This window comes from Aquaspirillum sp. LM1 (genome assembly GCF_002002905.1).
Classification (GTDB): Bacteria; Pseudomonadota; Gammaproteobacteria; order Burkholderiales; family Aquaspirillaceae; genus Rivihabitans.
The window spans coordinates 3188101-3213394 of record NZ_CP019509.1; the positions used below are offsets into that span (position 1 = coordinate 3188101).

At 60.9% G+C, this 25294-nt stretch carries 22 protein-coding genes; 12 read left to right on the forward strand and 10 right to left on the reverse strand.

Annotated elements, in window-relative coordinates; all coding sequences use genetic code 11:
• Positions 1–180: 180 nt before the first annotated feature.
• The 6 genes from BXU06_RS13785 (at position 181) to BXU06_RS13810 (ending at position 6048) form a co-directional block, all read left to right on the forward strand.
• Positions 181–825, forward strand: coding sequence for a nucleoside triphosphate pyrophosphatase (locus BXU06_RS13785; protein ID WP_077300809.1), 645 nt, complete (start codon positions 181–183; stop codon positions 823–825).
• On the forward strand, positions 815–2320 hold the full coding sequence (gene rng, locus BXU06_RS13790) for a ribonuclease G (protein ID WP_077300812.1): 1506 nt from the start codon (positions 815–817) through the stop codon (positions 2318–2320). The genes BXU06_RS13785 and rng overlap by 11 nt, the downstream gene beginning before the upstream one ends.
• A gap of 79 nt (positions 2321–2399) precedes the next feature.
• Positions 2400–3230, forward strand: a complete 831-nt coding sequence (gene cysE, locus BXU06_RS13795; RefSeq protein WP_077300815.1) for a serine O-acetyltransferase — start codon at positions 2400–2402, stop codon at positions 3228–3230.
• Positions 3223–3717, forward strand: a complete 495-nt coding sequence (locus BXU06_RS13800; RefSeq protein ID WP_077300818.1) for a YgjP-like metallopeptidase domain-containing protein — start codon at positions 3223–3225, stop codon at positions 3715–3717. Before cysE ends, BXU06_RS13800 begins: the two co-directional genes overlap by 8 nt.
• A 29-nt stretch (positions 3718–3746) precedes the next feature.
• Positions 3747–5156 (forward strand): AAA family ATPase, encoded by a 1410-nt coding sequence (locus BXU06_RS13805; RefSeq protein WP_077300821.1) that lies wholly within the window; start codon positions 3747–3749, stop codon positions 5154–5156.
• Positions 5134–6048, forward strand: a complete 915-nt coding sequence (locus BXU06_RS13810) for a hypothetical protein (RefSeq protein ID WP_077300824.1) — start codon at positions 5134–5136, stop codon at positions 6046–6048. Before BXU06_RS13805 ends, BXU06_RS13810 begins: the two co-directional genes overlap by 23 nt.
• Before the next feature lies 1 nt (position 6049).
• Here BXU06_RS13810 and BXU06_RS13815 read toward each other — a convergent pair whose 3' ends face one another.
• From BXU06_RS13815 to BXU06_RS17745, 3 genes are all read right to left on the reverse strand, one after another.
• Complete coding sequence (locus tag BXU06_RS13815) at positions 6050–6502, reverse strand: Fur family transcriptional regulator (protein ID WP_216352485.1); 453 nt, start codon at positions 6500–6502, stop codon at positions 6050–6052.
• 131 nt (positions 6503–6633) lie between these two features.
• Positions 6634–7626 carry a cytochrome-c peroxidase gene (locus tag BXU06_RS13820; RefSeq protein WP_077300827.1) on the reverse strand — a complete coding sequence of 331 codons (993 nt, stop codon included), beginning with the start codon at positions 7624–7626 and terminating at the stop codon, positions 6634–6636.
• Positions 7627–7864: 238 nt separating this feature from the next.
• A complete protein-coding gene (locus BXU06_RS17745; RefSeq protein ID WP_171982224.1) occupies positions 7865–9745 on the reverse strand; it encodes a methyl-accepting chemotaxis protein in 1881 nt (626 codons plus the stop codon).
• A 655-nt stretch (positions 9746–10400) separates the two neighbouring features.
• On the opposite strand from BXU06_RS17745, the gene BXU06_RS18240 reads away from it, so the two are divergent.
• The gene (locus BXU06_RS18240; protein WP_253189471.1) at positions 10401–10949 is read left to right on the forward strand and encodes a transposase; all 549 of its coding nucleotides are present in this window, start codon (positions 10401–10403) and stop codon (positions 10947–10949) included.
• A 124-nt stretch (positions 10950–11073) separates the two neighbouring features.
• Here BXU06_RS18240 and BXU06_RS13835 read toward each other — a convergent pair whose 3' ends face one another.
• The 6 genes from BXU06_RS13835 to BXU06_RS13860 all read right to left on the reverse strand — a co-directional run bounded on the left by BXU06_RS13835 (position 11074) and on the right by BXU06_RS13860 (position 19098).
• On the reverse strand, positions 11074–13248 hold the full coding sequence (locus BXU06_RS13835; RefSeq protein ID WP_077300830.1) for a bifunctional diguanylate cyclase/phosphodiesterase: 2175 nt from the start codon (positions 13246–13248) through the stop codon (positions 11074–11076).
• A gap of 221 nt (positions 13249–13469) precedes the next feature.
• Positions 13470–14579, reverse strand: coding sequence for a rod shape-determining protein RodA (gene rodA, locus BXU06_RS13840; protein ID WP_077300833.1), 1110 nt, complete (start codon positions 14577–14579; stop codon positions 13470–13472).
• A complete protein-coding gene (gene mrdA, locus BXU06_RS13845; RefSeq protein ID WP_077300836.1) occupies positions 14576–16555 on the reverse strand; it encodes a penicillin-binding protein 2 in 1980 nt (659 codons plus the stop codon). Before mrdA ends, rodA begins: the two co-directional genes overlap by 4 nt.
• A 7-nt stretch (positions 16556–16562) precedes the next feature.
• A complete protein-coding gene (gene mreD / locus BXU06_RS13850) occupies positions 16563–17069 on the reverse strand; it encodes a rod shape-determining protein MreD (protein WP_077300840.1) in 507 nt (168 codons plus the stop codon).
• Between the two features lie 3 nt (positions 17070–17072).
• A complete protein-coding gene (gene mreC, locus BXU06_RS13855) occupies positions 17073–17975 on the reverse strand; it encodes a rod shape-determining protein MreC (protein WP_077300842.1) in 903 nt (300 codons plus the stop codon).
• Between the two features lie 82 nt (positions 17976–18057).
• Positions 18058–19098 carry a rod shape-determining protein gene (locus BXU06_RS13860; RefSeq protein ID WP_077300845.1) on the reverse strand — a complete coding sequence of 347 codons (1041 nt, stop codon included), beginning with the start codon at positions 19096–19098 and terminating at the stop codon, positions 18058–18060.
• A gap of 242 nt (positions 19099–19340) precedes the next feature.
• Here BXU06_RS13860 and gatC point away from each other — a divergent pair, with 242 nt between their 5' ends.
• From gatC to gatB, 3 genes are read left to right on the forward strand one after another with little or no spacing between them, the layout of a single operon-like run.
• Positions 19341–19628 carry an Asp-tRNA(Asn)/Glu-tRNA(Gln) amidotransferase subunit GatC gene (gatC, locus tag BXU06_RS13865; RefSeq protein WP_077300848.1) on the forward strand — a complete coding sequence of 96 codons (288 nt, stop codon included), beginning with the start codon at positions 19341–19343 and terminating at the stop codon, positions 19626–19628.
• A gap of 47 nt (positions 19629–19675) precedes the next feature.
• Positions 19676–21124 (forward strand): Asp-tRNA(Asn)/Glu-tRNA(Gln) amidotransferase subunit GatA, encoded by a 1449-nt coding sequence (gene gatA / locus BXU06_RS13870; RefSeq protein ID WP_077300851.1) that lies wholly within the window; start codon positions 19676–19678, stop codon positions 21122–21124.
• 49 nt (positions 21125–21173) lie between these two features.
• Positions 21174–22607 (forward strand): Asp-tRNA(Asn)/Glu-tRNA(Gln) amidotransferase subunit GatB, encoded by a 1434-nt coding sequence (gatB, locus tag BXU06_RS13875; RefSeq protein ID WP_077300854.1) that lies wholly within the window; start codon positions 21174–21176, stop codon positions 22605–22607.
• Between the two features lie 139 nt (positions 22608–22746).
• On the opposite strand, the gene BXU06_RS17480 is transcribed toward gatB, so the two are convergent.
• The gene (locus BXU06_RS17480; RefSeq protein ID WP_150125215.1) at positions 22747–22989 is read right to left on the reverse strand and encodes a hypothetical protein; all 243 of its coding nucleotides are present in this window, start codon (positions 22987–22989) and stop codon (positions 22747–22749) included.
• Between the two features lie 332 nt (positions 22990–23321).
• Between BXU06_RS17480 and BXU06_RS13880 the strand changes: the two genes are divergently transcribed.
• The gene (locus tag BXU06_RS13880; protein WP_150125216.1) at positions 23322–23810 is read left to right on the forward strand and encodes an IS630 family transposase; all 489 of its coding nucleotides are present in this window, start codon (positions 23322–23324) and stop codon (positions 23808–23810) included.
• A gap of 64 nt (positions 23811–23874) precedes the next feature.
• Positions 23875–24988, forward strand: a protein-coding gene (locus tag BXU06_RS13885; RefSeq protein ID WP_150125192.1) for an IS630 family transposase whose coding sequence is annotated in 2 segments (ribosomal slippage) — positions 23875–24302 and positions 24301–24988 — 1116 coding nt in all. Because the reading frame shifts where the segments join, the coding sequence is not laid out codon by codon here.
• The last annotated feature ends 306 nt before the right edge of the window (positions 24989–25294 follow it).

The window sequence follows — 25294 nt, forward strand, 5'->3', positions numbered from 1 at the left end:
TGCATCGACCGGGCATGCTGATAAGCTAATGGAAATCTACCTGCCCGCCACATGATGCAGCGCGCATTGCAGAGGGCTGCCGGACGGATTGTCCGTGCCCATCTGCCGGGTCATCGGACACCATGATCGATGACTTTGGTAACAAGCTTGCCAATATAAAACAAAAGCCCAGTCCAGACCATGACAAACACTATCACTTCTCCCCCGTTGGCACGCCCCGCGCTCTATCTGGCCTCGGCCAGCCCGCGCCGGCGCGAGCTGCTGGCCCAGATTGGCCTGGATTGCATCCAGTTGCCGATGGATATCGACGAATCGGTGCAGGTTGACGAAAACCCGGCGGACTACGTGCTGCGTCTGGCCGCAGCCAAGGCGCAGGCTGGCTGGCAGCATCTGCTGGCCAACGCGCTGCCGCAACGGCCCCTGCTGGCGGCAGACACCACGGTAACGGTGGATGGCGAGATTCTGGGCAAGCCAGCCGACGCCGCCGAGGCGCGCGCCATGCTGGCCCGCCTGTCCGGACGCAGCCATGAGGTGCTGACCGGGGTGGCAGTATGCCAGGGGGACAGCGTGCAGACTGCGCTGTCGGTCAGCCGGGTGGAATTATTGCCATTGAGCACTGCCATGATTGACGGGTATATCGCCAGCGGTGAACCTTTTGACAAGGCCGGAGCCTATGGCATCCAGGGCCGGGCAGCGATGTTCATTGCCCACCTGGACGGCAGTTATTCCGGGGTGATGGGCCTGCCCTTATGTGAAACCGCCCGGTTGCTGGCCATGCATGGCCTGGATGGACTGGGCAGCAAGGACACCCACCATGAACAGTGAATCCATTCTGCTGGCGCAATGGCAGCGCGAAGTGCAGCGCGCCAACGAGCAGATTCTGGTCAACATCACCCCACAGGAAAGCCGGGTGGCGGTGCTGGAAGACGGCATCGTCCAGGAACTGCACATCGAACGCGCCGCCAGCCGGGGGCTGGTGGGCAATATCTATCTGGGCAAGGTGCGCCGGGTGTTGCCGGGTATGCAAAGCGCCTTTATTGAAATTGGCCTGGAGCGGGCGGCCTTTCTGCATATTGCCGACATCCTGGAACAGCGCCAGCACCCGGAAGCCCCGGCGCGCATCGAAAACATGCTGTTTGAAGGCCAGACCGTGCTGGTGCAGGTAATCAAGGACCCGATTGGCACCAAGGGTGCGCGGCTGTCCACCCAGATCAGCCTGGCGGGCCGGTTTCTGGTGCATCTGCCGCAGGAAACCCATATTGGCGTCTCGCAAAAAATCGACAGCGAGCAGGAGCGCGCCCAGCTGAAAGAGCGGCTGGAATCCATGCTGCCCAGTGGCAGCCCGCGTGGCTACATCATCCGCACCAGCGCCGAAACCGCCTCCAACGAAGAACTGGCCGCCGATATCGGCTACCTGACCAAACTCTGGGCCGACATCGAAACCCGCGCCCGCACCAGCCCGCCCCAAACCCTGCTGTATCAGGATTTGTCACTGGCCTTGCGCGTGCTGCGCGATATGGTCAGCGAGTGCACGGAAAAAATCACCGTCGATTCCACTGAAAACTACGGCAAGATGGCCGAGTTTGCCGAGGACTACGTCACCCAGGCGCTGCCCAAAATCAGCCGCTACAGCGGCGAGCGACCGCTGTTTGAAATGCACGGCATCGAAGCCGAAATCCAGAAAGCCCTGGCGCGCCGGGTCAACCTGAAATTTGGCGGCTATCTGATCATCGACCAGACCGAGGCGATGACCACCATCGATGTGAACACCGGCGGTTTTGTTGGTGCCAAGAGCTTTGAAGACACCATCTTCAAGACCAATCTGGAAGCCACCTATTCCATCGCCCGCCAGCTGCGCCTGCGCAATCTGGGCGGCATCATCATTGTCGATTTCATCGACATGGACCGCGAAGACCACCGCCAGGCGGTGCTGCTGGAGCTGGCCAAGGCGCTGGCGCGCGACCGCACCCGCGTCACCCTGAACGGCTTTACCAGCCTGGGCCTGGTGGAAATCACCCGCAAGCGCACCCGCGAAAGCCTGGCGCATGTGCTGTGCGAACCCTGCCCCACCTGCCAGGCGCGTGGCGAAATCAAGACCGCGCAAACCGTCTGCTACGAAATCCAGCGCGAAATCGTGCGCGAGGCGCGCCAGTTTGAAGCCAAGGGCTTTCGCATTCTGGCCGCCCAGCCCGTCATCGACATGTTTCTGGACGAAGAATCGCAAAGCCTGGCCATGCTGATTGATTTTATTGGCAAGCCCATCTCGCTGGCAGTGGAAAGTCAGTACGCCCAGGAGCAGTTCGACGTTGTCCTGCTGTAAAGTGGCCTCATTTGCATGACTTGCCCCGCCCCGCCGGCAGGCCTGCTGGCGGGGCGCTGTTTTTGCCGGAACCCTGAACATGACCACACCGACCGACCCCGTATGGGACGCCGTGCGCCGCGAAGCCGCCGCCAGCGCTGCTGATGAACCGCTGCTGGCCAGCTTTCTGCACATGACCGTGCTGCGCCACCGCACCCTGGAAGCCGTGCTCAGCTTTCATTTGTCCACCAAGCTGGCCACCTCGGTGATGGACAGCCGTGCGCTGATGGAGCTGATCGACGAAGCCCTGCAACAGGACAACGCCCTGCGCGCCGCCATGCGCGCCGACATGGAAGCCTGCTATGTGCGCGACCCAGCCTGCGACGCCTATTCCACCCCACTGCTGTACTACAAGGGCTTTCACGCCCTGCAAGCCTACCGTGTCACCCACTGGCTGTGGGGCCAGGGGCGCAAGACACTGGCGCTGTTTTTGCAAAACCGCATTTCCGAAGTGATGGGCGTGGATATCCACCCGGCGGCGCAGATTGGCTGCGGCGTGATGCTCGACCACGCCACCGGCTTTGTGGTCGGTGAAACCGCGGTGATTGGCAATAATGTGTCGATCCTGCAGGGCGTGACGCTGGGCGGCACCGGCAAGGAATCCGGCGACCGCCACCCGAAAATTGGCGATGGTGTGCTGATTGGTGCCAACGCCACCGTGCTGGGCAATATCCGCGTGGGCGAAGGGGCCAAGATCGGTGCTGGCAGCGTGGTGCTCGCCCCGGTACCAGCGCACGCCACCGTGGCCGGCGTACCGGCCAAAGTGGTGGGCAACACCGGCCACGACGCCCCGGCGCTGAGCATGGACCAGCACTTTGACGGCGACGAAGGCTGTGGCGTGTGCCCGGTGCGCGGCCCGCAACATGGCTGAACTGCGCTACCTCACCGGCTACCCGCCGCATCTGATCGAGCAAGTGGCGGCGCTGCGCGACCAGGGCCGGCTGGGCGACTGGCTGCAACAACGCTACCCGGATGGCGCGCACGACATTCAGTCCGACCGCGCGCTGTACGACTACACCCAGGCGCTGAAACAACGCGGCCTGAAAACCACCCCGGCGCTGCACAAAGTGCTGTACGACAGCCAGCAGCACCCGGTGCGCGGGACATTAGGCACCCACACCCGCGCCGCCCGCGTACAGGGCGGCAAACTGAAAACCCGCCACGAAATCCGCATCGGCGCGCTATTCCGCGACGCGCCCGAGCCGATGCTGCGCATGATCGTCGCCCATGAACTCGCCCACCTGAAGGAAAGCGAACACAACAAGGCGTTTTATCAGCTGTGCGAGCACCTGGCACCGGGCTATGCGCAACTGGAGTTTGATACGCGGGTGTGGTTGGTTTGGCGGGAGGGGGTGTAAGATATGAAAAAAATAGGGATAGAAGATTTATGTATATAACAAGTTTTCGCTTGCAGAATTTTTGCCGTCTACGCCAGATTGAGGTAAGAATTCCACATCGCTCTCAAAAGGGTTGGCATGTCATTATTGGCGATAATGCCTCAGGTAAAAGTAGCATCTTAAAAGGGATTGCTAGCGCTTTAATAAATCGACCTGATTTTCCTGCTTTGCGAATTAATAGTGACATCTTTGTTCGTAGCGGTGAGAAAAATGCCGATGTTATTGTTATGACAGCCCCAGACAATGATTATGACGAAGTCAAGACAGGAAAAAGAAGGCCCGGCCTATTCGGTGCATTTTTCAACAAAGAGCTGGCTCTTTCTCTATTTGCTTTTTCTGGTCAACTAAAATCTGATCACGAGGAAGTTTCAGATAACTTTCTGCTCGTTCCAAATCTTGTAAAAGTCAACGAACAGTCAAGATTTAACGAGTCAATAGATGATATCCCAGATGTATGTGCTAAAGAGCTTAGGCTGAGCTACTGTCATGGCTGGTTTTCTGCCTCCTACGGGCCATTTCGTCGTCTTACCGGTGGCAACCCTCAGTGGCAAGATCTTTCTAACGTAGCTCCACGAGCAGCCGCTCATATCACTTTATTTGACGAATCTGCAGCGCTGACTGATGTGCTGGACTGGCTGAATGACTTGGATCGACGTCAGCTCAAAGAGCAATCACGACGGAAACCCGGCGACCCCGAACCAGAGTCTGCGCGCATTTTCAACGGCGTTCGCCACTTCATTAACCACAGTGAGTTATTGCCCGGCGGCGTACAGTTTATCGAAGTGAATCTGGATGGCGTGCCGGTATTCTGCGACGCCAATGACCATGAGGTCACCGTCACCCAGCTGAGCGATGGCTTTCGTTCGATTTTGAGTGTGGCATTTGATCTGGTGCGGCAGTTGATTCGTGTCTATGGCCTGGACAAAGTGTTTCCGCCGGGCAAATCAGACATCACCAGCTTCCCCTTGCCTGGCGTGGTGCTGATCGACGAGGTGGACGCGCACCTACACCCCACTTGGCAAACCCGCATTGGCCAGTGGTTCACCACGCATTTTCCTGAAATGCAGTTCATCGTCACCACCCACAGCCCGCTGATTTGCCGTGCCTGCGAGCAAGGCACCATCTGGCGTTTGTCGCCGCCGCGCGGCGAGGGCGGCATTGAGCAGATCACCGGGGCAGAAAAAGACCGACTGGTGTATGGCAATGTGCTGGATGCGTATGAAACGCAAGCCTTTGGTGCCCACATGAGCCGGGGCGAAGAAGGCCGGCAGGCGCAGCAGGAATATCTCGACCTGTATTACAAGCGACTTTACGACGTGCCAATGAACGAGAAAGAAAAAGCGCGCCTTGAACAACTGGAAGCGGTGTTTCACAGCCATGTTGCCATTGACGAAGATTGATGCGGCCACCTGGCCGGACAGCGCCTTACAGCATTTGCAAGCTATTCAAGCTGAAATTGACGCTTGCGCCGACTTTGACCTGCGTGCAAAAAAAGCAGATTCAAAATGGAACAGCAAAACCCGTAGCCAGGCGGGGGAACAGGCATTTGCCAAGGTGCGCGAGCAGCTAAAGCAGGAAAGCGTTGGCGCTGGCTTGTGTTGTTATTGCGAGCAAAACGAGGCGACGGACATTGAGCATGTCCTGCCCAAGTCTTTGTTTCCTGGGCAGGCCTTTGCGGCTCACAATTATTTATTGGCCTGCAAAACCTGCAATACCGGCCATAAGCTCGACAAGATGGCGGTCTTTGTGCCATCTGGCTCGGCAGTCAGCCAATCCTTGGGCCGTCAGGAAGAGCCCGCCAGTCAAGACATGGCGTTTATCCATCCGCGCAAGGAGAATCCGCTGGCCTTGATGTTGCTGGATTGGAAAACCGGACTATTTGCGGCACACCCGAAAACTGCGCCAGCAGGCAGCCGGGAAAAGCAAAAAGTGCTGAATACCATAGAGATTTTGGGGCTGAATACGCGGGATGCCTTGGTGAACTGCAGGCAAAATGCTGTCAAGGATTACCAACGTTTGCTGCGCGAATATGTGAACATCAAACAGGCGACCAACCACAAAGAATTGGACGAAGCCTCCGGCGGCCACCCAGAAATAGACCCCTCGGTGCCATTGGCAACAGAACAGCAACGCCTGTTGAGTTGTATCCGAGCACAGATTGCCCGTCAGCCGCACCCTGCCGTGTGGGTGGAAATATGGCGCTCACCAGCCACACCGAAAAAAATGCGCGAGTGGATGGGGGACGCACAGGAGCTTTCACCGTTGCCTGGACTGAGTATAACTTTCAAATAATTTATCCGGTCGTTGCGGGAGAAGCCTGGGGCTCACGCGGGCGCACCCGTACAATCACTTCAATCTGTTCCAGCTCCAGCCCGTCGGGCAGGGTGGGCTGGCCGCTCAGGGTCAGGCTGTTGACCGGGATGTCGGTCAGCTCGCCGGTGGCGCTGTTGTACAGGTGGTGGTGGGGTTCGGGGTTGGAGTCAAACATGGTTTTTCCGGTCTCGATGGCCAGCTCGCGCAGCAGCCCTCTGGCGGTAAACAGCTTGAGGGTGTTGTAGACCGTGGCGCGTGACAGGTCGCCGGTGTATTGCGCGGCGCGTTGCAGCACCTGTTCGGCGCTCAGATGCACCGGCTGGGGCAAGAGCACGCGGGCAATGGCCAGGCGCTGCGCGGTGACCGGAATGCCTGCGCCGAGCAGGCGGCGGGCCATTTCCGGTTCGGCAGGAAGCGGCAAGGCAATGGTCATGGCAAACCCCTGATAACGGAAACACAGTCGAGCACGATCGCTGTCCTGGCCTCCGTTGTCAAGCGGATGCCGCCGGCCTGCTCAGGGCAGGCCGGCGGTCAGCCAATGGGGGGCACCCCACTGGGGTGTGCTCAATCAAACGGACGCGGGCGCGGGGTGCTGTCGGTGGACGGCGGCAGGATGGGCAGCTTGAAGTCGGGCTGCTTGCCGGTCAGGGTTTTCAGGAAGCTGACCACATCGCTGATTTCCTGCTCGCTGAACTTCTTGCCCAGTTGCAGGCGGCCCATCACGTCCACCGCCTGAGCGAGCGTGGCGGCTTCGCCGTCGTGGAAGTACGGATAGGTGAGTTCCACATTACGCAGGGTGGGCACCTTGAACAGGAAGCGGTCGGCGTCCTTGCCGGTCACGCCCACGCGGCCTTCTGCGGCATTGGCGGTCTTGTACGGCTCAACCACGCCCATTTTCTGGAACGAGGCCCCGCCGGCATTCGGGCCGTTATGGCAGGCCACACAGCCGCTGGTCTTGAAGGTTTGGTAGCCGCGCAGTTCCTGGGCGGTCAGTGCTTTCTTATTGCCTTTCAGCCATTGGTCAAACCGGCTGTCCGGGGTGACCAGGGTGTCTTCAAACGCGGCAATCGCGGTGGTGACCTTGCCCATGTCCACGGTGCGGCTGCCAAACACCTTGTTGAATTCATTCACGTATTGCGGAATCGAGCGCAGCACGTCAACGGCCAGCTCGTGGGTGAAGCCCATTTCTTTCGGGTTGGCAATCGGGCCGCCGGCCTGTTCCTGCAGGTTTTTGGCGCGGCCATCCCAGAACTGGGCCACGTTCAGCCGGGCGTTGAGCACGGTGGGCGAGTTGATTGGCCCTTGCTGCCAGCGGTCGCCAATCGAGGTTTTCAGATTGTCGGTGCCGCCCATGCTCAGGTTGTGACAGGAATTACAGGAAATAAAACCGGATTTGGACAGGCGCGGATCAAAGAACAGCTTTTTGCCCAGCTCAACCATGGCCGGGTGTTGTCCCTTGGCGACAGGTACCGGCTGAATCGGTTCAGCAGCCCAGGCGGTGGCTAGCAGGCCAGACAGCGCCAGGGTGCCATGAATGGCCAGGTGGATCAGTTTCATGATAACTCCTTCTATCCTCAGGTAAAAATCGATCAGGACCAGGCAGTGACGGCCACTTCTTGGTGGTGGCCCTATGGTTTAGACTTTGTCTAAACAGCACTGTAGCCGTGGGGCACCTTTCGATCTTGATCCAGGTCAAGCCCCTGGCAGGTTCGCCCGGCATCAGGCTGGGCGGACGGGAAAGGCCATGATCTGGCTGAGGTGTGCCGCAAGGGCGCAGCGCACCATGCAAACGGCGTCAGGATTTTTCCAGGCGGAAGTGCGCCATGCTTTCCTGCAGCAGCTGGGCCTGAGCGCCCATTTGCTCGGCGGTGGCGGCCAGTTGCTCCGATGCCGACGCGGTGTGCTGGGTAGACTGGTTGAGCAGGCCCATGGCCCGGTTGATCTGCTCCACGCCGGTGGCCTGTTCGGCGCTGGATTGGGCAATCTGCTGCACCTGCACCGAAGTCTGGCTGATGGCCGGGACCATTTTTTCCAGCAATTGCCCGGCCTGTTCCGCCTGTTTGACGCTGCTGCCGGCCAGTTGGCCGATATCCTGGGCGGCCAGTTGCGAACGCTCTGCCAGTTTGCGCACTTCGCTGGCCACCACGGCAAACCCCTTGCCGTGGCTGCCGGCGCGGGCGGCTTCGATGGCGGCGTTCAGCGCCAGCAGATTGGTCTGGTAGGTGATGTCGTCGATGATGCGGATTTTTTCGGCAATCTGGCGCATGGCATCGACGGTGCTGGCCACCGCCTGCTCGCCAGCCTGCGCTTCGCTGGCAGCCTGGGCGGCCAGTCCATCGGTGTGGCGGGCGCTGTCGGCGTTGTGCTCGATGGCGGCGCTCATTTGTTCCATGGCCGAGGAGGTTTCTTCCACCGACGCCGCCTGAGTGGACGCCGACTGTGCCAGCGACTGCGAGGTGGTGGATACCTGATCGGCGGCGTTGCTCAGCTGGTCAGACGCGGCGCGGATTTCGCCAATCATTTGCGCCAGATGCTGCAAGGTGTATTGCAGCGAGGATTGCAGCTCGCCCAGCTCGTCGCGGGCTTCCACTTCCACAGTGGCAGTCAGGTCGCCCTGCGCCAGCTGGCGGGCCACGTCGGCGGTGCGGTGAATGGCGGCCAGCACCCGGTTTACCAGCAGGCCAAACAGCAGGCCCAGCAGCAGCATGGTCAGGTTGGCTGCCAGCGATACCCCCACCCGCCAGCGCGCCTGGTCTCCCAGGCTGAGCACCTGCTGGTGAATGCCGTCGGCCAGTTGGTCTTCCAGCGCCTTCATGGCGTCGATCTTGCGGGTGATGGTGGCAAACCACTGGTCCGGTGCAATGGCAAAGCCGCCCTGATGCACCCGCTCCAGCACCCGTTTGCGCAGGGCAGCGGTGTCTTGTGCCGCTGGGGTGGCCAGCAGTGCCTCCAGCGCCTGGCGCGAGGCCGGGCTGGCCTGCTCCTGAAACTGGCGCAAAAACAGCTCCTGCGTGGTCAGAATGCCCAGCAGGCGGCGATAGAGGGCGTCGTCCAGCGCGCTGTCGGCAGTGGCAATGGCGTTAATGGTGGCGCGTTCGCGGCCTGCCTGTTCCTTGGCGTTGATAAAGCGCACATACGCCGACAGTTCGCGGGTCAGCGTCACATCGCTGGCCTGCGCCGGCATTTGCGCCAGCACCGCCAGATAGGCGTCGATGGTGGCGGTATACTGGCCAAATGACGTGGGCGCGCTCACCGTCAGCGCAGAAATCCCGGCACGGGCACCCAGCACGGCGTTGAGCTGGCGGTCGGCTTCGCTCAACGCGCTTAGCGCGGCAGCGCCCAGCACCTGCTGATCCTGCTCGGCCAGATAGCGGCGCAACATCTGGTGGGCAGCGTCGGTGGCGTCACGCTGGCTGGCCAGCTCGGTGGCAAAACGTTTGCCCTGCGCGCCAATCCAGCCGGCAGACAGGCCGCGCTCCTTTTGCAGTGAATGCACCACCGCGCTGATGCGCTGGGCGGATTGCTCCAGTGCCTGCATTTGCTGCAGGCGCTGCAGGGTGTGCCAGCTTGACCAGGCATCGCTGAGCGCATACCCCATCACCCCCAGCAGGGTCAGGCTGAACAGCAGGTAGAGACGGACGCGAATCGAGCGCCAGCCAAAAGATTGCAAATGCATGATGGTCTTCCCCTCTGAGGTCTGGCCGGGTGTGCTGCCCTGGTGGCGTACAGGGTGGCAGCGGACATATCCGGTCGGTGTGCCAGGGCGCAGGCAGGCCCCGATCGTATTGGCATCATGCCAGTGTCAGGGATTCTGCCTGTAGGGGTCAATTGGGAGTTGTACGGGATTTGCGCTGACGCAGTGCGCGGCAAGCCCCGCCGTTCAGGGCGGGGAAGGATAGCGCGGACGGCGTAGCCGTCCTTGCCGTCGATGGGGGTGGGCTGTAAAAATACCCGTATGCAACGCCTTCAAGCCTACAAATACGAACTGATGCCGACCAGCGAACAGCAGCGCGACATGCGCCGCTTCGCTGGCTCGCGCCGTTTCGTGTTCAACAAGGAATTGGCCTTGCAAAAGGAGCGCTACGAGCAAGGCAAGAAGAAGCTCGGCTACGCAGGGCTGTGCAAGCTGCTCACCGAGTGGCGCAATGGATCTGAAACGCCGTGGCTGGCCGATGCGCCCGTTCATCCGCTGCAGCAGACGCTCAAGGACCTGGAGCGCGCTTACGCCAACTTCTTCGCCAGACGCGCTGATTTTCCGCGTTTCAAGAAGAAGGGCCAGTCCGACAGCTTCCGTTATCCAGACCCGAAACAGATCAGGCTCGACCAGGCCAATGCCCGAATCTTCCTGCCCAAGCAAGTCCAGAATCCAGCGCATTCACGCCCGGATCGGCAACGCCCGCCGCGATTATCTGCACAAAGCCACGACCACGATCAGCCAAAACCACGCGATGGTGTGTATCGAGGACTTGCAGGTGAGGAACATGTCCAAATCGTCGGCAGGCAGCCCCGAAAAGCCGGGGAAGCAGGTTCGGGCCAAGTCTGGCCTGAACAAGTCCATCCTTGATCAAGGATGGTTCGAATTCCGTCGCCAACTGGACTACAAGCTGGCGTGGAGCGGTGGACATCTCATCGCCGTGCCGGCGCAGAACACCAGCCGGACGTGTCCGTGCTGCGGCCATGTGTCGGCGGACAACCGCCAGACGCAAGCCCGGTTCCAGTGTGTGGAATGCGGTTTCGAGGAAAACGCCGATCTGGTCGGCGCGATCAATGTGCTAAGGGCGGGACACGCCCAGTTAGCCTGTGAAGTGAGCGGTGCGGTCATGCCGCCAGCAGCAGGAACCCGCCGAAGCGACTCAGGGGCGGTTCAATGCCGCGCCTGAGCGCCGTAGGAATCTCCAGCCTTTAGGCCGGGGAGGATGTCAAGCAAGAAGGCAGAAGCGCCCAGCTCAGGCCAGAGGCTCAGGCCGGATCCGGACAGGATGGCGGCGTGGTGGTGGTTGCCGCTCAGCGTTCTGGCAACCGGGCGTTGCCATTGGCCAGCAGGCGTGGATCTGCATTCGCGGACAGGGCCGGGGTGGCATCTGGCTGGGTGCTCCAGTCGCATTCACCATCGTGGCTGACCCGCCAGCTATTGAATTCTTCCAGCGGCAAGGCTCTGGCAATCAGATAGCCTTGCGCCACATCGCAGCCCAATAACGCCAGCTCGCGGTACTGCGTGGCGGTTTCCACCCCTTCCGCCACCACTTTCAGCCCCAGCGCGTGGCCCAGGCTGATGGTGGACAGCACGATCGAGCGATTGTGCAGGTTAAGGTCCATGATAAAGCTGCGGTCGATTTTCAGCTCGTTCACTGGCAGGTGGCTCAGATAGGACAGGGAGGAATAGCCGGTGCCAAAGTCGTCGATGGCCAGGCGATGGCCCGCTTCGTGCAGGGCGTCGAGCGTGGTGCGCGCTTGTTCGGGGTCGGCCATCAGCCCGCCTTCGGTGATTTCCAGGCATAAGTCGATGGCCAGCGCGTCGTGGCGGCGCAGGGCGGCGGCCACCCGGCGGGGGAAATCCGGGTCTTCCAGATCGTGGATGGCGACGTTGATCGACACGGTCAGTGGATGGCCGCTGGCACGCCAGGCCGCCACCTGCTCGGCCACCTGGTTAAGCAGCCAGTCGGTCAGTGAGCGGATGCGCCCGGTTTGTTCGGCAAACGGAATAAACGCCGACGGCGGCACCCAGCCGCGCTCCGGATGCCGCCAGCGCACCAGCGCCTCGGCCTGCACCAGCTGGCCCCGGTTGATGCTGACCTGCGGCTGGTAGAACACATGCATTTCATGCTGTTCGATGGCCCGGCGCAGCTCGCCCAGCAGCGACAGCTGCTCGCGCCGGCTACCCACTTGTTCGGCGTTGTATTCGCTCCATGGCTTGTGCGCCTGCTTGGCAGCGTACAGCGCCACTTCGGCGTTGCGCAGCAGCAGGCCGGCCTGTTCACCATGCACCGGGAAACGGACAATACCCAGGGTAACGGTCAGGTCGATATGCTGGTCGGCCAGGGTGAATGGCTCGCCCTCCAGCGCCTGAAACACCTGCCGGTACAGGGTGTTGCTGTCGTAGGCGGGCAGGCCGGTGACCAGCAGGGCAAACACATTGCCGCCCAGCCGGTGTACCCGGCTGTCGTTGGGCCACAAGTCGGACAGCCGTGAGGTGGCCACCTGCAGCACCAGGTCACCAGCGGCAAAGCCCAGCAGGTCGTTGATGGCGCGGAAGCGGTCGAGGTGTACCAGCATCAGCACCCCAGGCTGCTGGGTGGCCAGCGCAGCGGTCAGCGCTTCATCCAGCGCCAGGCGGTTGCCCAGGCCGGTCAGTTCGTCACGGTAAATCAGCTGCAGCATGGCCTGTTCGCGCTGGGCAATGGCTTCGCCCATGGCGTTCAGCCCGCCGGCCAGCTGGGCCACTTCGTCCTCGCCGTGGTCATTGATGCGGGCGCTGTAGTCGCCTTCGGCAATCCGTTCGGTCACATTCAGCAAGGCCCGCACCGGACGGGTCAGGTGCCGCGCCACCCACCATGACAGCAGCAGCGACAGCAGGAAAATCCCCAGGCCAATCAGCAGCGAGGCATACAGCGCTTCCTGGCCACGCGCGTGCAGATAGGCAATATCAATGTCGGCACCCACCACATAGCGCAGGCCATCCGGGCGCACGCCAGGGACAAACAGCGAGCGAAACTGGCCAAACTGGTCGGTGTATTCGGCAAAGTGCGGCTGGCCATCCCGAAATGCCTGCACCAGCGCCGGCGGCGGCTCGCGGTAGGCTTGCAGATAGTGGCCGTAGTTGTCGGTGCGGATTTCCTGGTCGGAAGCCGCGTCGGCCAGATAGCGCACCTGGCCCTGTTCTTCAATAAAGGCGTACACGTAACGCAAGCCAGCTGCCTGGCTGTATTGGTGCAGCGCACGGGTGTGTTCGGCGTACTGGGCGGGCGGCTTGGCGTTGAGTGGCTGATCAAGATAGCCGGCAGGCAGCATGCGCGCCACGGCGTGAGCGGCGGCGGTCAGGCGGGCATCGGCGGCTTCGTAGATGGTATCGGTTTTGATCTGGTACACAAACAGGGTGTAGGCCGCCGTGGCCAGCATATTGATGGCGGTGAACACCAGCAGGATCTTGGCCTGCACGCCCCATGGTTTGCTGAGTTTCATCTGCCTTTTCCGTGCTGCGGTGTGAGCTTCGCGGTGGGCGCGCGTGAGTAGGGGGCACGCATGCCGGACGAAAGTTTAGCACGTTGGGCACGCTTGGCGATGCTGCGAGCGCCCGGCAGCGCGACATCGCGCCACCGGGCCTGGCGGATGATGCCCGGTTGGGAGAAATGACCGGCGCTCCAGAATGAATTCAAAAATGAATTTATTCAATTTTGAATTCATTACCGCTTGATCAATGGCCGGTTCTTATGAATGCTCATCAAAATGCCAAAACCAATCAGCAGGGTAACCATGGCGGTGCCGCCATACGACACCAGGGGCAGTGGCACGCCCACCACCGGCAGGATACCCGCCACCATGCCCATATTGACAAAAGCATAGGTAAAGAACGATAGGGTGATCGACCCGCCCATCAGCCGGCCAAACAAGGTGGTGGCTTTGGCGGTGATCATCAGGCTGCGGGCAATCACCAGCAAGTACAGCACCAGCAGCAGCAGGTTGCCGGCCAGGCCAAATTCTTCGGCGTACACGGCAAAAATGAAGTCGGTGGTGCGCTCAGGGATGAACTCCAGGTGGGTTTGCGTGCCGCTGAGCCAGCCCTTGCCAAACGGGCCGCCCGAGCCAATGGCAATCATCGACTGGATGATGTGATAGCCGGCACCCAGCGGGTCGGTGGTCGGGTCGATCAGGGTGAGTACCCGTTTACGCTGGTAGTCGTGCAGCATGTTCCACACCAGCGGCAGGCTGGCGGCAAAAAGCAGCGCGCCGGTGGCCATCACCTTCCACGGCAGGCCGGCCAGAAACAGCACAAAAAACCCCGAGGCCATGATCAGCGTGGCGGTGCCCAGGTCGGGCTGCTTGAGAATGAACAGCGCTGGCACGGCAATAATCAGCGCCGCTACCCCAAAATGCTGCCAGCGCAGGGCATTTTCGTGTTTCTGGAAATACCAGGCCAGCATCATCGGCACCATGATTTTCAGGATTTCCGACGGCTGGATCCGGGTAACACCCACATGCAACCAGCGCCGCGAGCCATTGACTACCTCGCCAAACAGCGCCACGCCCAGCAACAGCAAGACCCCAACCACATAGCCCGGCACCGCCAGCTGCATCAAGAACTGCGGTTTGATATTGGCCACCGCCCACATGATGCCCAGCGAGATCAGCATGAAGGTGAATTTATTGGTCACCTTGTCCAGATTCTGGTTGGACGCTGAAAACAGCACCACCAGGCTCAGGGTGAAGATGGCAATCACCAGCCAGAACAGCCAGCCGTCAATCGGGGTGTGCAGCCGGGCCCAGGCCCGGCGCAGCAGGTAGTAATCGTTCATTCCACGGGTTCCTCGGCAGAGCCGGCAGCCTGGCTGCTGTCCGCCTGGCTGGGGGTGGCACCGCGCGGCGGTTTCACCAGCGGGCTGTCCGGGCTGGATACGCCGCTGCGCCGACCGGTCAGATAATAGTCAAACAGCTCGCGGGCAATCGGTGCGGCGGCGGCGGCACCCCAGCCGCCATTTTCCACAATCACCGCAATCGCCATTTTTGGCGCCTCCACCGGGGCAAAAGCCACAAACCAGGAGTGGTCACGGTGGATTTCTGCCAGTGCCGAGGCATTGTATTTGGCCCCCTGCTTGATCTGCACCACCTGGGCGGTACCGGTTTTGCCGGCCATGGTGTAGCTCAGGCCGGCACCAATCCGCGCCGCAGTGCCGCCGGGTTTCAGCACGGCTTCCATGGCGGATTTCACAAAGGCCAGATTGGCCGGGTTGTGGTGATTGTCGCGCACTGGCGCGGCGGCCACTTTGCTGACTTCGCCGGTTTTCAGGTTTTCGATTTCCTTGACCACATGCGGCTGATACACCACGCCGTTATTGGCCAGAATCGCAATGGCGTGCGCCACCTGCAGCGGGGTGTAGGTGTTGTAGCCCTGGCCAATGCCGATCGGCACCACATCCGCCGGCGTCCAGGTGCGGGCGGCTTCCGGGTAGCGCTTGCCGGCAAAACGTTTGCGCTTCCATTCCTTGCTGGGCAGCACCCCCCTGGCTTCGCCATCCAGGTCGATGCCGGTCTGGCTGCCAAAACCAAACTTGGCCAGTTGCGGAGACAGCCGGTCGATGCCCATGTCCCAGGCCAGCTTGTAGTAGTAGGTGTCAGACGACACCTGGATTGAACGGAACATATTCATGCTGCCCCAGCCGGTGGGCTTGGAGTCGCGGAAGCGGTGGCTGCTGCCCGGCAGGGAAAAATAGCCCGGATCGGGAATGGTGTAGCTGGGTTCGCGGAATTTGGTTTCCAGCGCGGCCATGGCCATGAACGGCTTGAAGGTGGAGCCCGGCGGATACAGGCCGCGCAGCGCGCGGTTGACCAGCGGTTTTTTCCAGTCTTCGTTCAGGTCTTTCCAGCTCTGGCTGTCGATGCCATCAATGAACAGATTGGGGTCGTAGCCGGGTTTGGACACAAACGCCAGCACGCCGCCGGTGCTGGGGTCGATGGCCACCAGCGCGCCGCGCCGGTCGCCAAAGCTGTCCCAGGCCAATTTTTGCAGCTCGATATCCAGCGCCAGCTTGAGGGTATGACCATTGCTGGGCAGCACCCGGCGCAAGGTGCGCACCGCGCGGCCACCGGCGTCAGTTTCCATTTCTTCAAAACCCGCGGTGCCATGCAGCACTTTTTCGTAGGTGTATTCCAGCCCGGTTTTGCCGATGTGGGTGCTGCCGCGATAATCAGCCAGCTCGTCGTTGTCTTCCAGCGCCTGCTGTTCTTTCTGGTTGATCCGGCCAATATAGCCGACCACATGCGAGGTGATTTCCTTGAACGGATAATCGCGGAACAGCCGCGCCTTGACCTCTACCCCCGGAAACCGCCAGATATTGGCCGACACTCGGGCCACTTCTTCGTCACTGAGCTTGATTTTCAGCGGAATCGATTCGAAATTGCGGCTTTCCTCGGCCTGCTTGCGAAAGCGTTTGATATCCCGTGGGCCAAGCTCGACCAGTTGGCCAAGCCCGTCCAGCGTGCGGCTGAGGTCTTCAATCTTGTACGGGGTCAGTTCCAGCGTGTAGGCCGAGTAGTTTTGCGCCAGCACCACGCCATTGCGGTCAACAATCAGCCCACGGTTGGGAATGATCGGCACCAGCGAGATGCTGTTGTTTTGTGCCAGGGTGGCAAAGTGCTCGTGCTGGTACACCTGCAGCCAGGCAAAGCGCCCGGCCAGAATGGCAAAGCCCAGCAACATGCCGGCAAACGCCAGCAGCAGGCGCAGCTGAAACTGATTGTCCGCCTGCTGCGGGGCGGTAAAGCGAGACACCATGACTGGTTTACCCCGGTGTGCCGCGACGTTGCGGAATCAGCAGGACATTGGTCAGCAAGGGCCAGAACACCGCGCCGACAAACGGGGCAATAAAATACTCCCAGCCGGCAAACAGCGAGCCTGTGGTCATTCGCGCCAGCACCATCAGTGTCTGATTGACCAGCAGCAATACCAGCACCACCAGGGTTTGCTGGCCCAGGTTGTACATCACCACCTGACGCTGGCGGGCCAGAATCAGGTAACTGCTGACGCTATACGCCAGTGCATGCTGGCCAAACACGCTGGCGCTGGCCACGTCGGCAATCAGCCCCACGGCAAATGCCCAGCCGATGCCAAACCGGCGCGGCTGGTTCAGCGTCCAGTACAGCACCAGCAGGGCGGTGAGATCCGGCACCCAGCTGGCCAGGGCCATATCCAGTGGTAGCAGTTCGACGGCAATGGCCACCAGAAAGCTCAGCACAATCCAGCGGGTCTTGATTGGTTTCAGAAACTCTTTGGGACGGTCAAACGCCATGGCTTATTCATCACTCGCATGTTTTCGGCGGGACTTCTGCTTGGGCACCGGCGCGGGTTCGGGGCGCGGCGGCAGGTTCAGCGTTTCGTTCAGCACCAGCAGCGTGCGGTTTTCCGCCACCCCGGCCAGTGGGGTACAGTCGATCCGGGCAAACGGCGAGCCACTGTTGCGGTCCACCAGCCCCACCCTGGCCACCGGCAGGCCAGCGGGGTACACCCCGTCAATGCCCGAGGTCACCAGCAAATCGCCCACCCGGATATCGGCATGCGCGGCCACATGGCGCACTTCGGTCTGGCCGCCCATGCCGTACAGCACGGCGCGCAGGCCGTTGCGCTGCACCATCACCGGCACCGGGTGGTTGCGTTCGATCAGCAGGGTCACTTCGGCGGTCAGCGGCTGCACCCGGGTGATCTGGCCCACCAGGCCTCGGGCGTCAATCACCGGCAGGCCGGCCTGCACACCATCGTGGCTGCCCTTGTCGATGATCAGCGTATAGGTGAACGGGTCACGGCTGGTGTAGACAATTTCTGCCGCCAGCGTGCTGCCGGGATGCTGGCCGCGCAGACCCAGGGTCTGGCGCAGTTCGGCGTTTTCCCGTAGCAGCGCGGCCTGACGCTGCAAGCGGGCCTCCAGCTCCAGCTGGTAGGTACGCAACACCTGGTTTTCGTGCGCCAGGGTGGTTTGCGTGGTGACCAGATCATCCAGCTGGCGCAAACCTTCCGGCGGTGCGGTCACCAGCCATTGCATCGGGTAGAGCAGCACCGACAGCGCGCCACGGGCGGGTTCGAGCAGCGCCAGCTTGGCGTCCGCCACCAGCAGCGCCAGCGACAGCGCGCAACAGACCAGCAAGCGGGTTAACGGCTTGGGCCCACGGCGAAAAAAACGGGGAGAGCTGGCGATATCCATCACATGCCATCAGGGGGATAACGGCTGTGCCGCGCGCGGATGCAACCGGGCGCGGCACAGACGGAAGGTATAAGGGCGGGGGTCAGTCGTTGGTGAACAGCGTGCCAACCTTGTCCATCTTGTCCAGCGCCCGGCCCGAGCCACGCACCACGCAGGTGAGCGGATCGTCGGCCACAAACACCGGCAGACCGGTTTCTTCCTGCAGCAGGCGGTCGATGTCGCGCAGCAGCGCGCCGCCGCCAGTCAGCACCATGCCCTTTTCGGCAATATCGGCACCCAGTTCCGGCGGGGTTTGTTCCAGCGCAATCTTGACCGCAGAAACAATCTGGTTAAGCGGCTCGGTCAGCGCTTCGAGGATTTCATTGGACGATACGGTAAAGGCGCGCGGAATGCCTTCAGCCAGATTGCGGCCCTTGACTTCCATTTCGCGCACTTCTGCCCCCGGAAAGGCCGAACCGATGGTTTTCTTGATTTCTTCCGCGGTGGTTTCGCCAATCAGCATGCCGTAGTTGCGGCGGATATAGTTGATGATGGATTCATCAAACTTGTCGCCACCCACCCGCACCGAATTGGAATAGACAATCCCGCCCAGCGAGATCACGCCCACTTCGGTGGTACCGCCACCGATGTCCACCACCATCGAACCGGTGGCTTCTTCCACCGGCAAGCCAGCGCCAATGGCAGCGGCCATCGGTTCTTCAATCAGCTCGACGCGGCGCGCGCCGGCCCCCAGGGCGGATTCCTTGATGGCGCGGCGCTCCACCTGAGTGGAACCACACGGCACGCAGATGACGATGCGCGGGCTGGCGCTGAACAGCCGGCTGGGGCTGACCTTCTTGATGAACTGCTTGAGCATTTGCTCGGTGACGGTGAAATCGGCAATCACGCCATCTTTCATGGGCCGGATGGCCTGAATCGAGCCGGGGGTTCTGCCCAGCATTTTTTTCGCTTCCAGGCCAACAGCCAGGATGGATTTTTTGTTGGATGCGCCTTCGTGCATGATAGACACGACAGACGGTTCGTCCAGCACGATACCTTTGCCGGTCACATAAATCAGTGTGTTGGCAGTGCCAAGGTCGATGGCGAGGTCATGGGAAAAATAACCGGTAATCGAGCGAAACATCGTAGTCCTGTGTAGGCTGGCCCCATCGGCGCGGCAAGTGGCGCAGGCCGGTGAGGCAAAAAGTGGGTAGCAAGGAAGTCCGGCCTGCCGTGGCAGCCGACGGACAGGTTGACACGCTTGGATGACAACAGTTCCGCCCCCTTCGTGGCCGGCGCGGCAAGACAGCGGCTGGCGGTTGGGCGAAACCAGCGGACTATGATACCCTACAACATTCGGCAAATTAAAGTCTTAACGAGGTTTTTATGTCCCTTTCCGCCACCGATGTCAGCCGGATTGCACGGCTTGCCCGCCTGCGCATGGATGAGGCAGAAATCACCGCCGTACAAGGCCAGCTCAACGGGATTTTCAGCCTGATTGAGGCCATGCAGGCGGTCGACACCTCCGGTGTGGCGCCCATGTCGCACCCGCAGGATGTCAGCCTGCGCCTGCGCGACGACGTGGTCAGCGAAAGCGACCGCCGCGCCGCCTACCAGGCGGTGGCGCCCAGTGTGGAAAACGGTCTCTATCTGGTGCCCAAGGTCATCGAATAAACGTCTGTTGCTCCGCTATTTCCCCCGCTTTCTACCGTGTGCCCGTCATGAACTACACGCTTAAACAGCTTTCCGACGCGCTGGCTGCCGGCCAGATGTCCAGCCGCGAACTCACCCGCGACTCTCTGGCCCGCATCGACGCCCTCAATCCGCAGCTCAATGCCTTCATCACCGTCGACCACGACGGCGCGCTGGCCGCCGCCGATGCCGCCGACGCCGCCCGCGCCGCCGGCCAGGCCGGCACGCTGACCGGCATTCCGTTTGCGCACAAGGATGTGTTTGTCACCGAAGGCCTGCGCACCACCTGCGGCTCGAAGATGCTGGGCAATTTTATTGGCCCCTACGACGCACATGTGGTCAGCCAGTGCCGCAACGCTGGCCTGGTGCTGCTGGGCAAAACCAATATGGACGAGTTCGCCATGGGCTCGTCCAACGAAAACTCCGCCTTTGGTGCGGTGAAAAACCCGTGGGACCTGGCGGCGATTCCGGGCGGCAGCTCGGGTGGTTCGGCAGCAGCCGTGGCCGCCGGCCTGGTGCCAGTGGCCACCGGCACCGACACCGGCGGCTCGATCCGTCAGCCGGCCAGCCATTGCGGCATCACCGGCATCAAGCCCACCTACGGCACGGTCAGCCGCTACGGCATGGTGGCCTACGCCAGTTCGCTGGATCAGGGCGGGCCGATGGCGCGCACCGCCGAAGACTGCGCGCTGCTGCTCAATGTGATGGCCGGGTTTGACCCGCGCGACGCCACCTGCCTGGATCGCCCGAAAGAAGACTACACCCGCAGCCTGAACAGCCCGGTCGCCGGCCTGACCATTGGCCTGCCCAAGGAGTTTTTTGCCGCCGGCCTGGCCAGCGACGTGGCGCGGGTGGTCGACGCTGCCGTGGCGCAGTTCAAGGCGCTGGGTGCCAAGGTGGTGGAAGTCAGCCTGCCGAAAACCGAGCTGTCGATCCCGGCTTACTACGTGATTGCCCCGGCGGAAGCCTCGTCCAACCTGTCGCGCTACGACGGCGTGCGCTACGGTCATCGCGCTGCCGAGTACAAAGACCTCACCGACATGTACGAGCGCTCGCGCGCCGAAGGCTTTGGTGCCGAAGTCAAACGCCGCATTCTGGTGGGCACCTATGTGCTGTCGCATGGCTACTACGACGCTTATTACATCCAGGCACAGAAGATTCGCCGGCTGATTGCCGAGGACTTCCAGGCCGCCTTCCAGCAGTGCGACCTGATTCTTGGCCCGGTGGCCCCCACCGCCGCCTTTAACCTGGGCGAGAAGTCCGACGACCCGGTGCAAATGTACCTGTCCGACATCTACACCCTGGCAGTCAATCTGGCTGGCCTGCCCGGCATGAGCCTGCCCGCCGGCTTTGCCGACAATGGCCGCCCGGTGGGCGTGCAGCTGATTGGCAATTATTTTTCCGAGGCTGCCATGCTCGGCGCTGCGCATCAGTTCCAGCAGGCGACAGACTGGCACACCCGCACCCCGGCGCTGTGAGCGCCGGCCATTACGCCGCCCGCCCAACGACCGCGAAGGAATCCAAAGCATGAAATGGGAAGTCGTGATTGGTCTGGAAGTGCATACCCAGCTTTCCACCCAGTCGAAAATCTTTTCTGGCAGCAGCACCGCGTTTGGTGCTGCGCCCAACACCCAGGCCAGCGCAGTGGACATCGCCCTGCCTGGCGTGTTGCCGGTGATGAACCGTGCCGCCGTGGACAAGGCCATCCGCTTTGGCCTGGCCATCGGTGCCAAGGTTAACCGCACCTCGATCTTTGCCCGCAAGAATTACTTTTACCCTGACCTGCCCAAGGGCTACCAGATCAGCCAGTTCGAGCTGCCGGTGGTGGAAGGCGGCCAGATCAGCATTCTGGTGGGCGATGGCGAAAAAACCATCAACCTCACCCGCGCCCATCTGGAAGAAGACGCCGGCAAGAGCCTGCATGAAGACTTCCATGGCATGACCGGCATCGACCTTAACCGTGCCGGCACGCCGCTGCTGGAAATTGTGTCCGAGCCGGAAATGCGCTCGGCCACCGAAGCCGTGGCCTATGCCCGCGCACTGTATACGCTGGTGACCTGGCTGGGCATCTGTGACGGCAATATGCAGGAAGGCAGCTTCCGGGTGGACGCCAATGTGTCGATTCGCCCGTTTGGCCAGGCCGAATTTGGCACCCGCCGCGAAATCAAGAACCTGAACTCCTTCCGCTTTCTGGAACAGGCAATCAACGCGGAAATCCAGTATCAGATCGACCTGATCGAGGACGGCGGCAAGGTGCAGCAGGCCACGGTGCTGTTCGACCCGGACAGCGGCGAAACCCGCGCCATGCGCAGCAAGGAAGACGCCCACGACTACCGCTACTTCCCCGATCCAGACCTGCTGCCGCTGGTGATCCGCGATGAAGAAGTGGAGGCGATTCGCGCCGACATGCCGGAACTGCCGGGCGAAATGAAGCAGCGCTTTGTCGATAGCTTTGGCGTCTCCGCCTACGACGCCGGCCTGCTGACGCAATCGCTGGCGCTGGCGCGCTACTTTGAAGCTGCCGCCCAGGCCAGCCAGGGTCAAGGCAAGCTGGTGGCCAACTGGGTGAATGGTGAAATTGCCGCCCGGCTGAACCGCGAAGAAAAATCCATCGCCGACTGCCCGCTGTCAGCCCAGCGCCTGGCCGGGCTGGTGGTGCGGATTGCCGACAACACCTTGTCCAACAAGCTGGCCAAGCAGGTGTTTGACGCGCTGTGGGACAGCGAGCTGGACGCCGATGCCATCATCGAACGCGACGGCCTCAAGCAGGTGTCGGACAGCGGCGCGATTGAAAAACTGGTGGACGAAGCCATCGCCGCCAACCCCAAGGCCGTGGAAGAATTCCGCGCCGGCAAGGAAAAGGCGCTGAACGCGCTGGCCGGTCAGGTGATGAAGGCCAGCAAGGGCAAGGCTAATCCGGCGCAGGTGCAGGAGATTCTGAGGCAGAAGCTGGCGGGCTGAGTTTTTGCTTGGTGGTGCCATCACGCCGCGCCCGGCCTGTGCCGGGCGCGGCATTTTTGCGTGTGGCATTTCGCCTATGGGCTAAAACACTGTCTGGCCTGATTGGCCAGGAAGAAATTAAGAGGCTGAAACGAGGAGGTTAACGAGGCGGGATATCCGCCCGTAAGAAACATTGGTTCCCTGCCATTTCGGCGTTATCCCACTGGTACGTCGTCGTTGCTTGCGATGTGAACCAATCTTGCACTTTTTGGGTGACCCGTTCCATCTTATCGTTAGGGTTAGCTTGGTTGTACAGCCCAATAATTTGTTCACTTTTAGCAATTATTGACGGGGAGTTTGCTGAACGATCATTGACGTCAGGAAAAACGAACTTGCGAGGCATATGCGCGCTCCTAAATAGAAATTGTAGACAAGGTTAAGTGCGTATGGAAATCTAGTTTGTCAACCATTTTTTCTATAAATTCATATGGTTGGCTTGCTATGCTTCTGTGTTTTATGCACTTGTATATGAAAATGGTGACAGCCACCATCTTTTCAAGGGGCGGTCTCAAGAACCAAGAGCAACACTCTGCTAAGTGTTACGTCCCGTGTGATTGCCACCTCCCGCCGGACATGACCACTGGACCTTGCGCCTGTTGGCCGACAAGTTGGTGCAACTGGGGTACGCCGATTCGTTCAGCTACGAAACGGTGCGTCGGCTGTTAAAAAAACACCTTGAAACCGTGGCAGGTGCAGGAGTGGTGTATTCCTGAGGTCGGCGCTGAATTTGTTGCGCCGATGGAAGACTTGCTTGATCTGTACGCAGAACCCTACGATCCAGCGCGCCCGGTCGTCTGCTTCGACGAAAGTCCGAAGCAGCTGATTGGTGAGGTGCGCGAACCCATGCCGCCACAACCTGGCGCGCCCGCTCGGCAGGACACTGAATATCAGCGCAACGGCGTGCGCAATCTGATGATGATCTGCGAACCGAAGCGGGACTGGCGGGAGGTGCTGATCATGCAGCGCCGCACGAAGATCGACTTTGCTCACGCCATGCGGTACATCGTCGAATACTACCCGGACGCCGAAGTGATTCGGGTCGTCCTCGACAACCTGAACACCCACAAAACAGCCTCCCTCTACGAAGCGTTTAAGCCAGAAGAAGCCCACGCCATTGCCAGGAAGCTGGAGTTTCACTACACCCCTAGTAGCCAGTCACCATGATCTGAACAGATAATAGGCACAGCTGCTGCATACAGGACGGCACAACCCCGCTGAGGAAACCACCATGCCCGCCATCAAGTATCGTGTCACGCTGACAGATGACGAAGTCGAAATGCTGGAAGCCATACTGCGCAAGGGCAAGTGCGCAGCGCGCAAGCAAACGCGGGCCAGGATACTGCTGAAGGCGGCAGCGGGCTGTAAGGATACGGCGATCATGGAAGCCCTGGCCGTGTCCGCCACCATGATCCACCACACCCGGCAACGATGTGTCGAAGAAGGCGTCGAAGCCGCGTTGAGCGATAGACCGCGTCCTGGAAAAGCGCCGAAATTGACGGATAAGCAATGCGCCCATGTGATTGCCACCGCCTGTACCCCACCTCCCGCCGGACATGACCACTGGACCTTGCGTCTGTTGGCCGACAAGGTCGTACAACTGGGATACGCCGATTCGTTCAGTCACGAAACGGTGCGTCGGCTTTTAAAAAAACACCTTAAAACCGTGGCAGGTGCAGGAGTGGTGTATTCCTGAGGTCGGCGCCGAATTTGTTGCGCCGATGGAAGATCTGCTTGATTTGTACGCAGAACCCTATGATCCGGCACGCCCGGTCATCTGCTTCGACGAAAGCCCGAAGCAACTGATTGGTGAGGTGCGTGAACCCATACCGCCACAACCCAGCGCGCCCGCTCGTCAGGATACTGAATACAAGCGCAACGGCGTGCGCAATCTGATGATGATCTGCGAACCGAAGCGGGGCTGGCGGGAGGTGCTGATCATGCAGCGCCGCACGAAGATCGACTTTGCTCACGCCATGCGGCACATCGTCGAATGCTACCCGGACGCCGAAGTGATTCGGGTTGTTCTGGACAACCTGAACACCCACAAAACAGCCTCTCTCTACGAAGCGTTTCAGCCAGAAGAAGCCCGCGCCATTGCCAGGAAGCTGGAGTTTCACTACACCCCCAAGCATGGCAGTTGGCTCAACATCGCTGAGCTTGAGCTGGCGGTGCTGTCTAACATGTGTTTGTCGCAACGTATCGCCGATGAAGAAATGCTGCGACGCGAGGTTGAGGCCAATGTGCGTGAACGCAACGCCAACGCCATCCCCGTCAAGTGGAAGTTCTCCACTCAGGATGCCCGGCGTAAGCTTGCTCGTCTTTATCCTCGCGTTTCAACGTGACTGGCTACTAGATAGTGTCGTCACAAGACACGAGCCTAGTAGTCAGTCACGTTGAAACACGATGGCTCACGTTCCACGACGAACCACTCGCCGCGCCCCACCGCGTCATTCCCGCGCAGGCGGGAATCCAGGCGTGTCCACAGCGTACAGCGGGGTGAGCGCTCATCAGCGCTACCTGCGCCATGCCCACCGTGCACGCTGTGGCGCGGTCTGGGTTCCCGCCTTCGCGGGAACGACACCTGAGGTGAAACTCATGCCGAAAGCGCTCTAATCGCCTGTCAGTCGATTCAGATCATGGTGACTGGC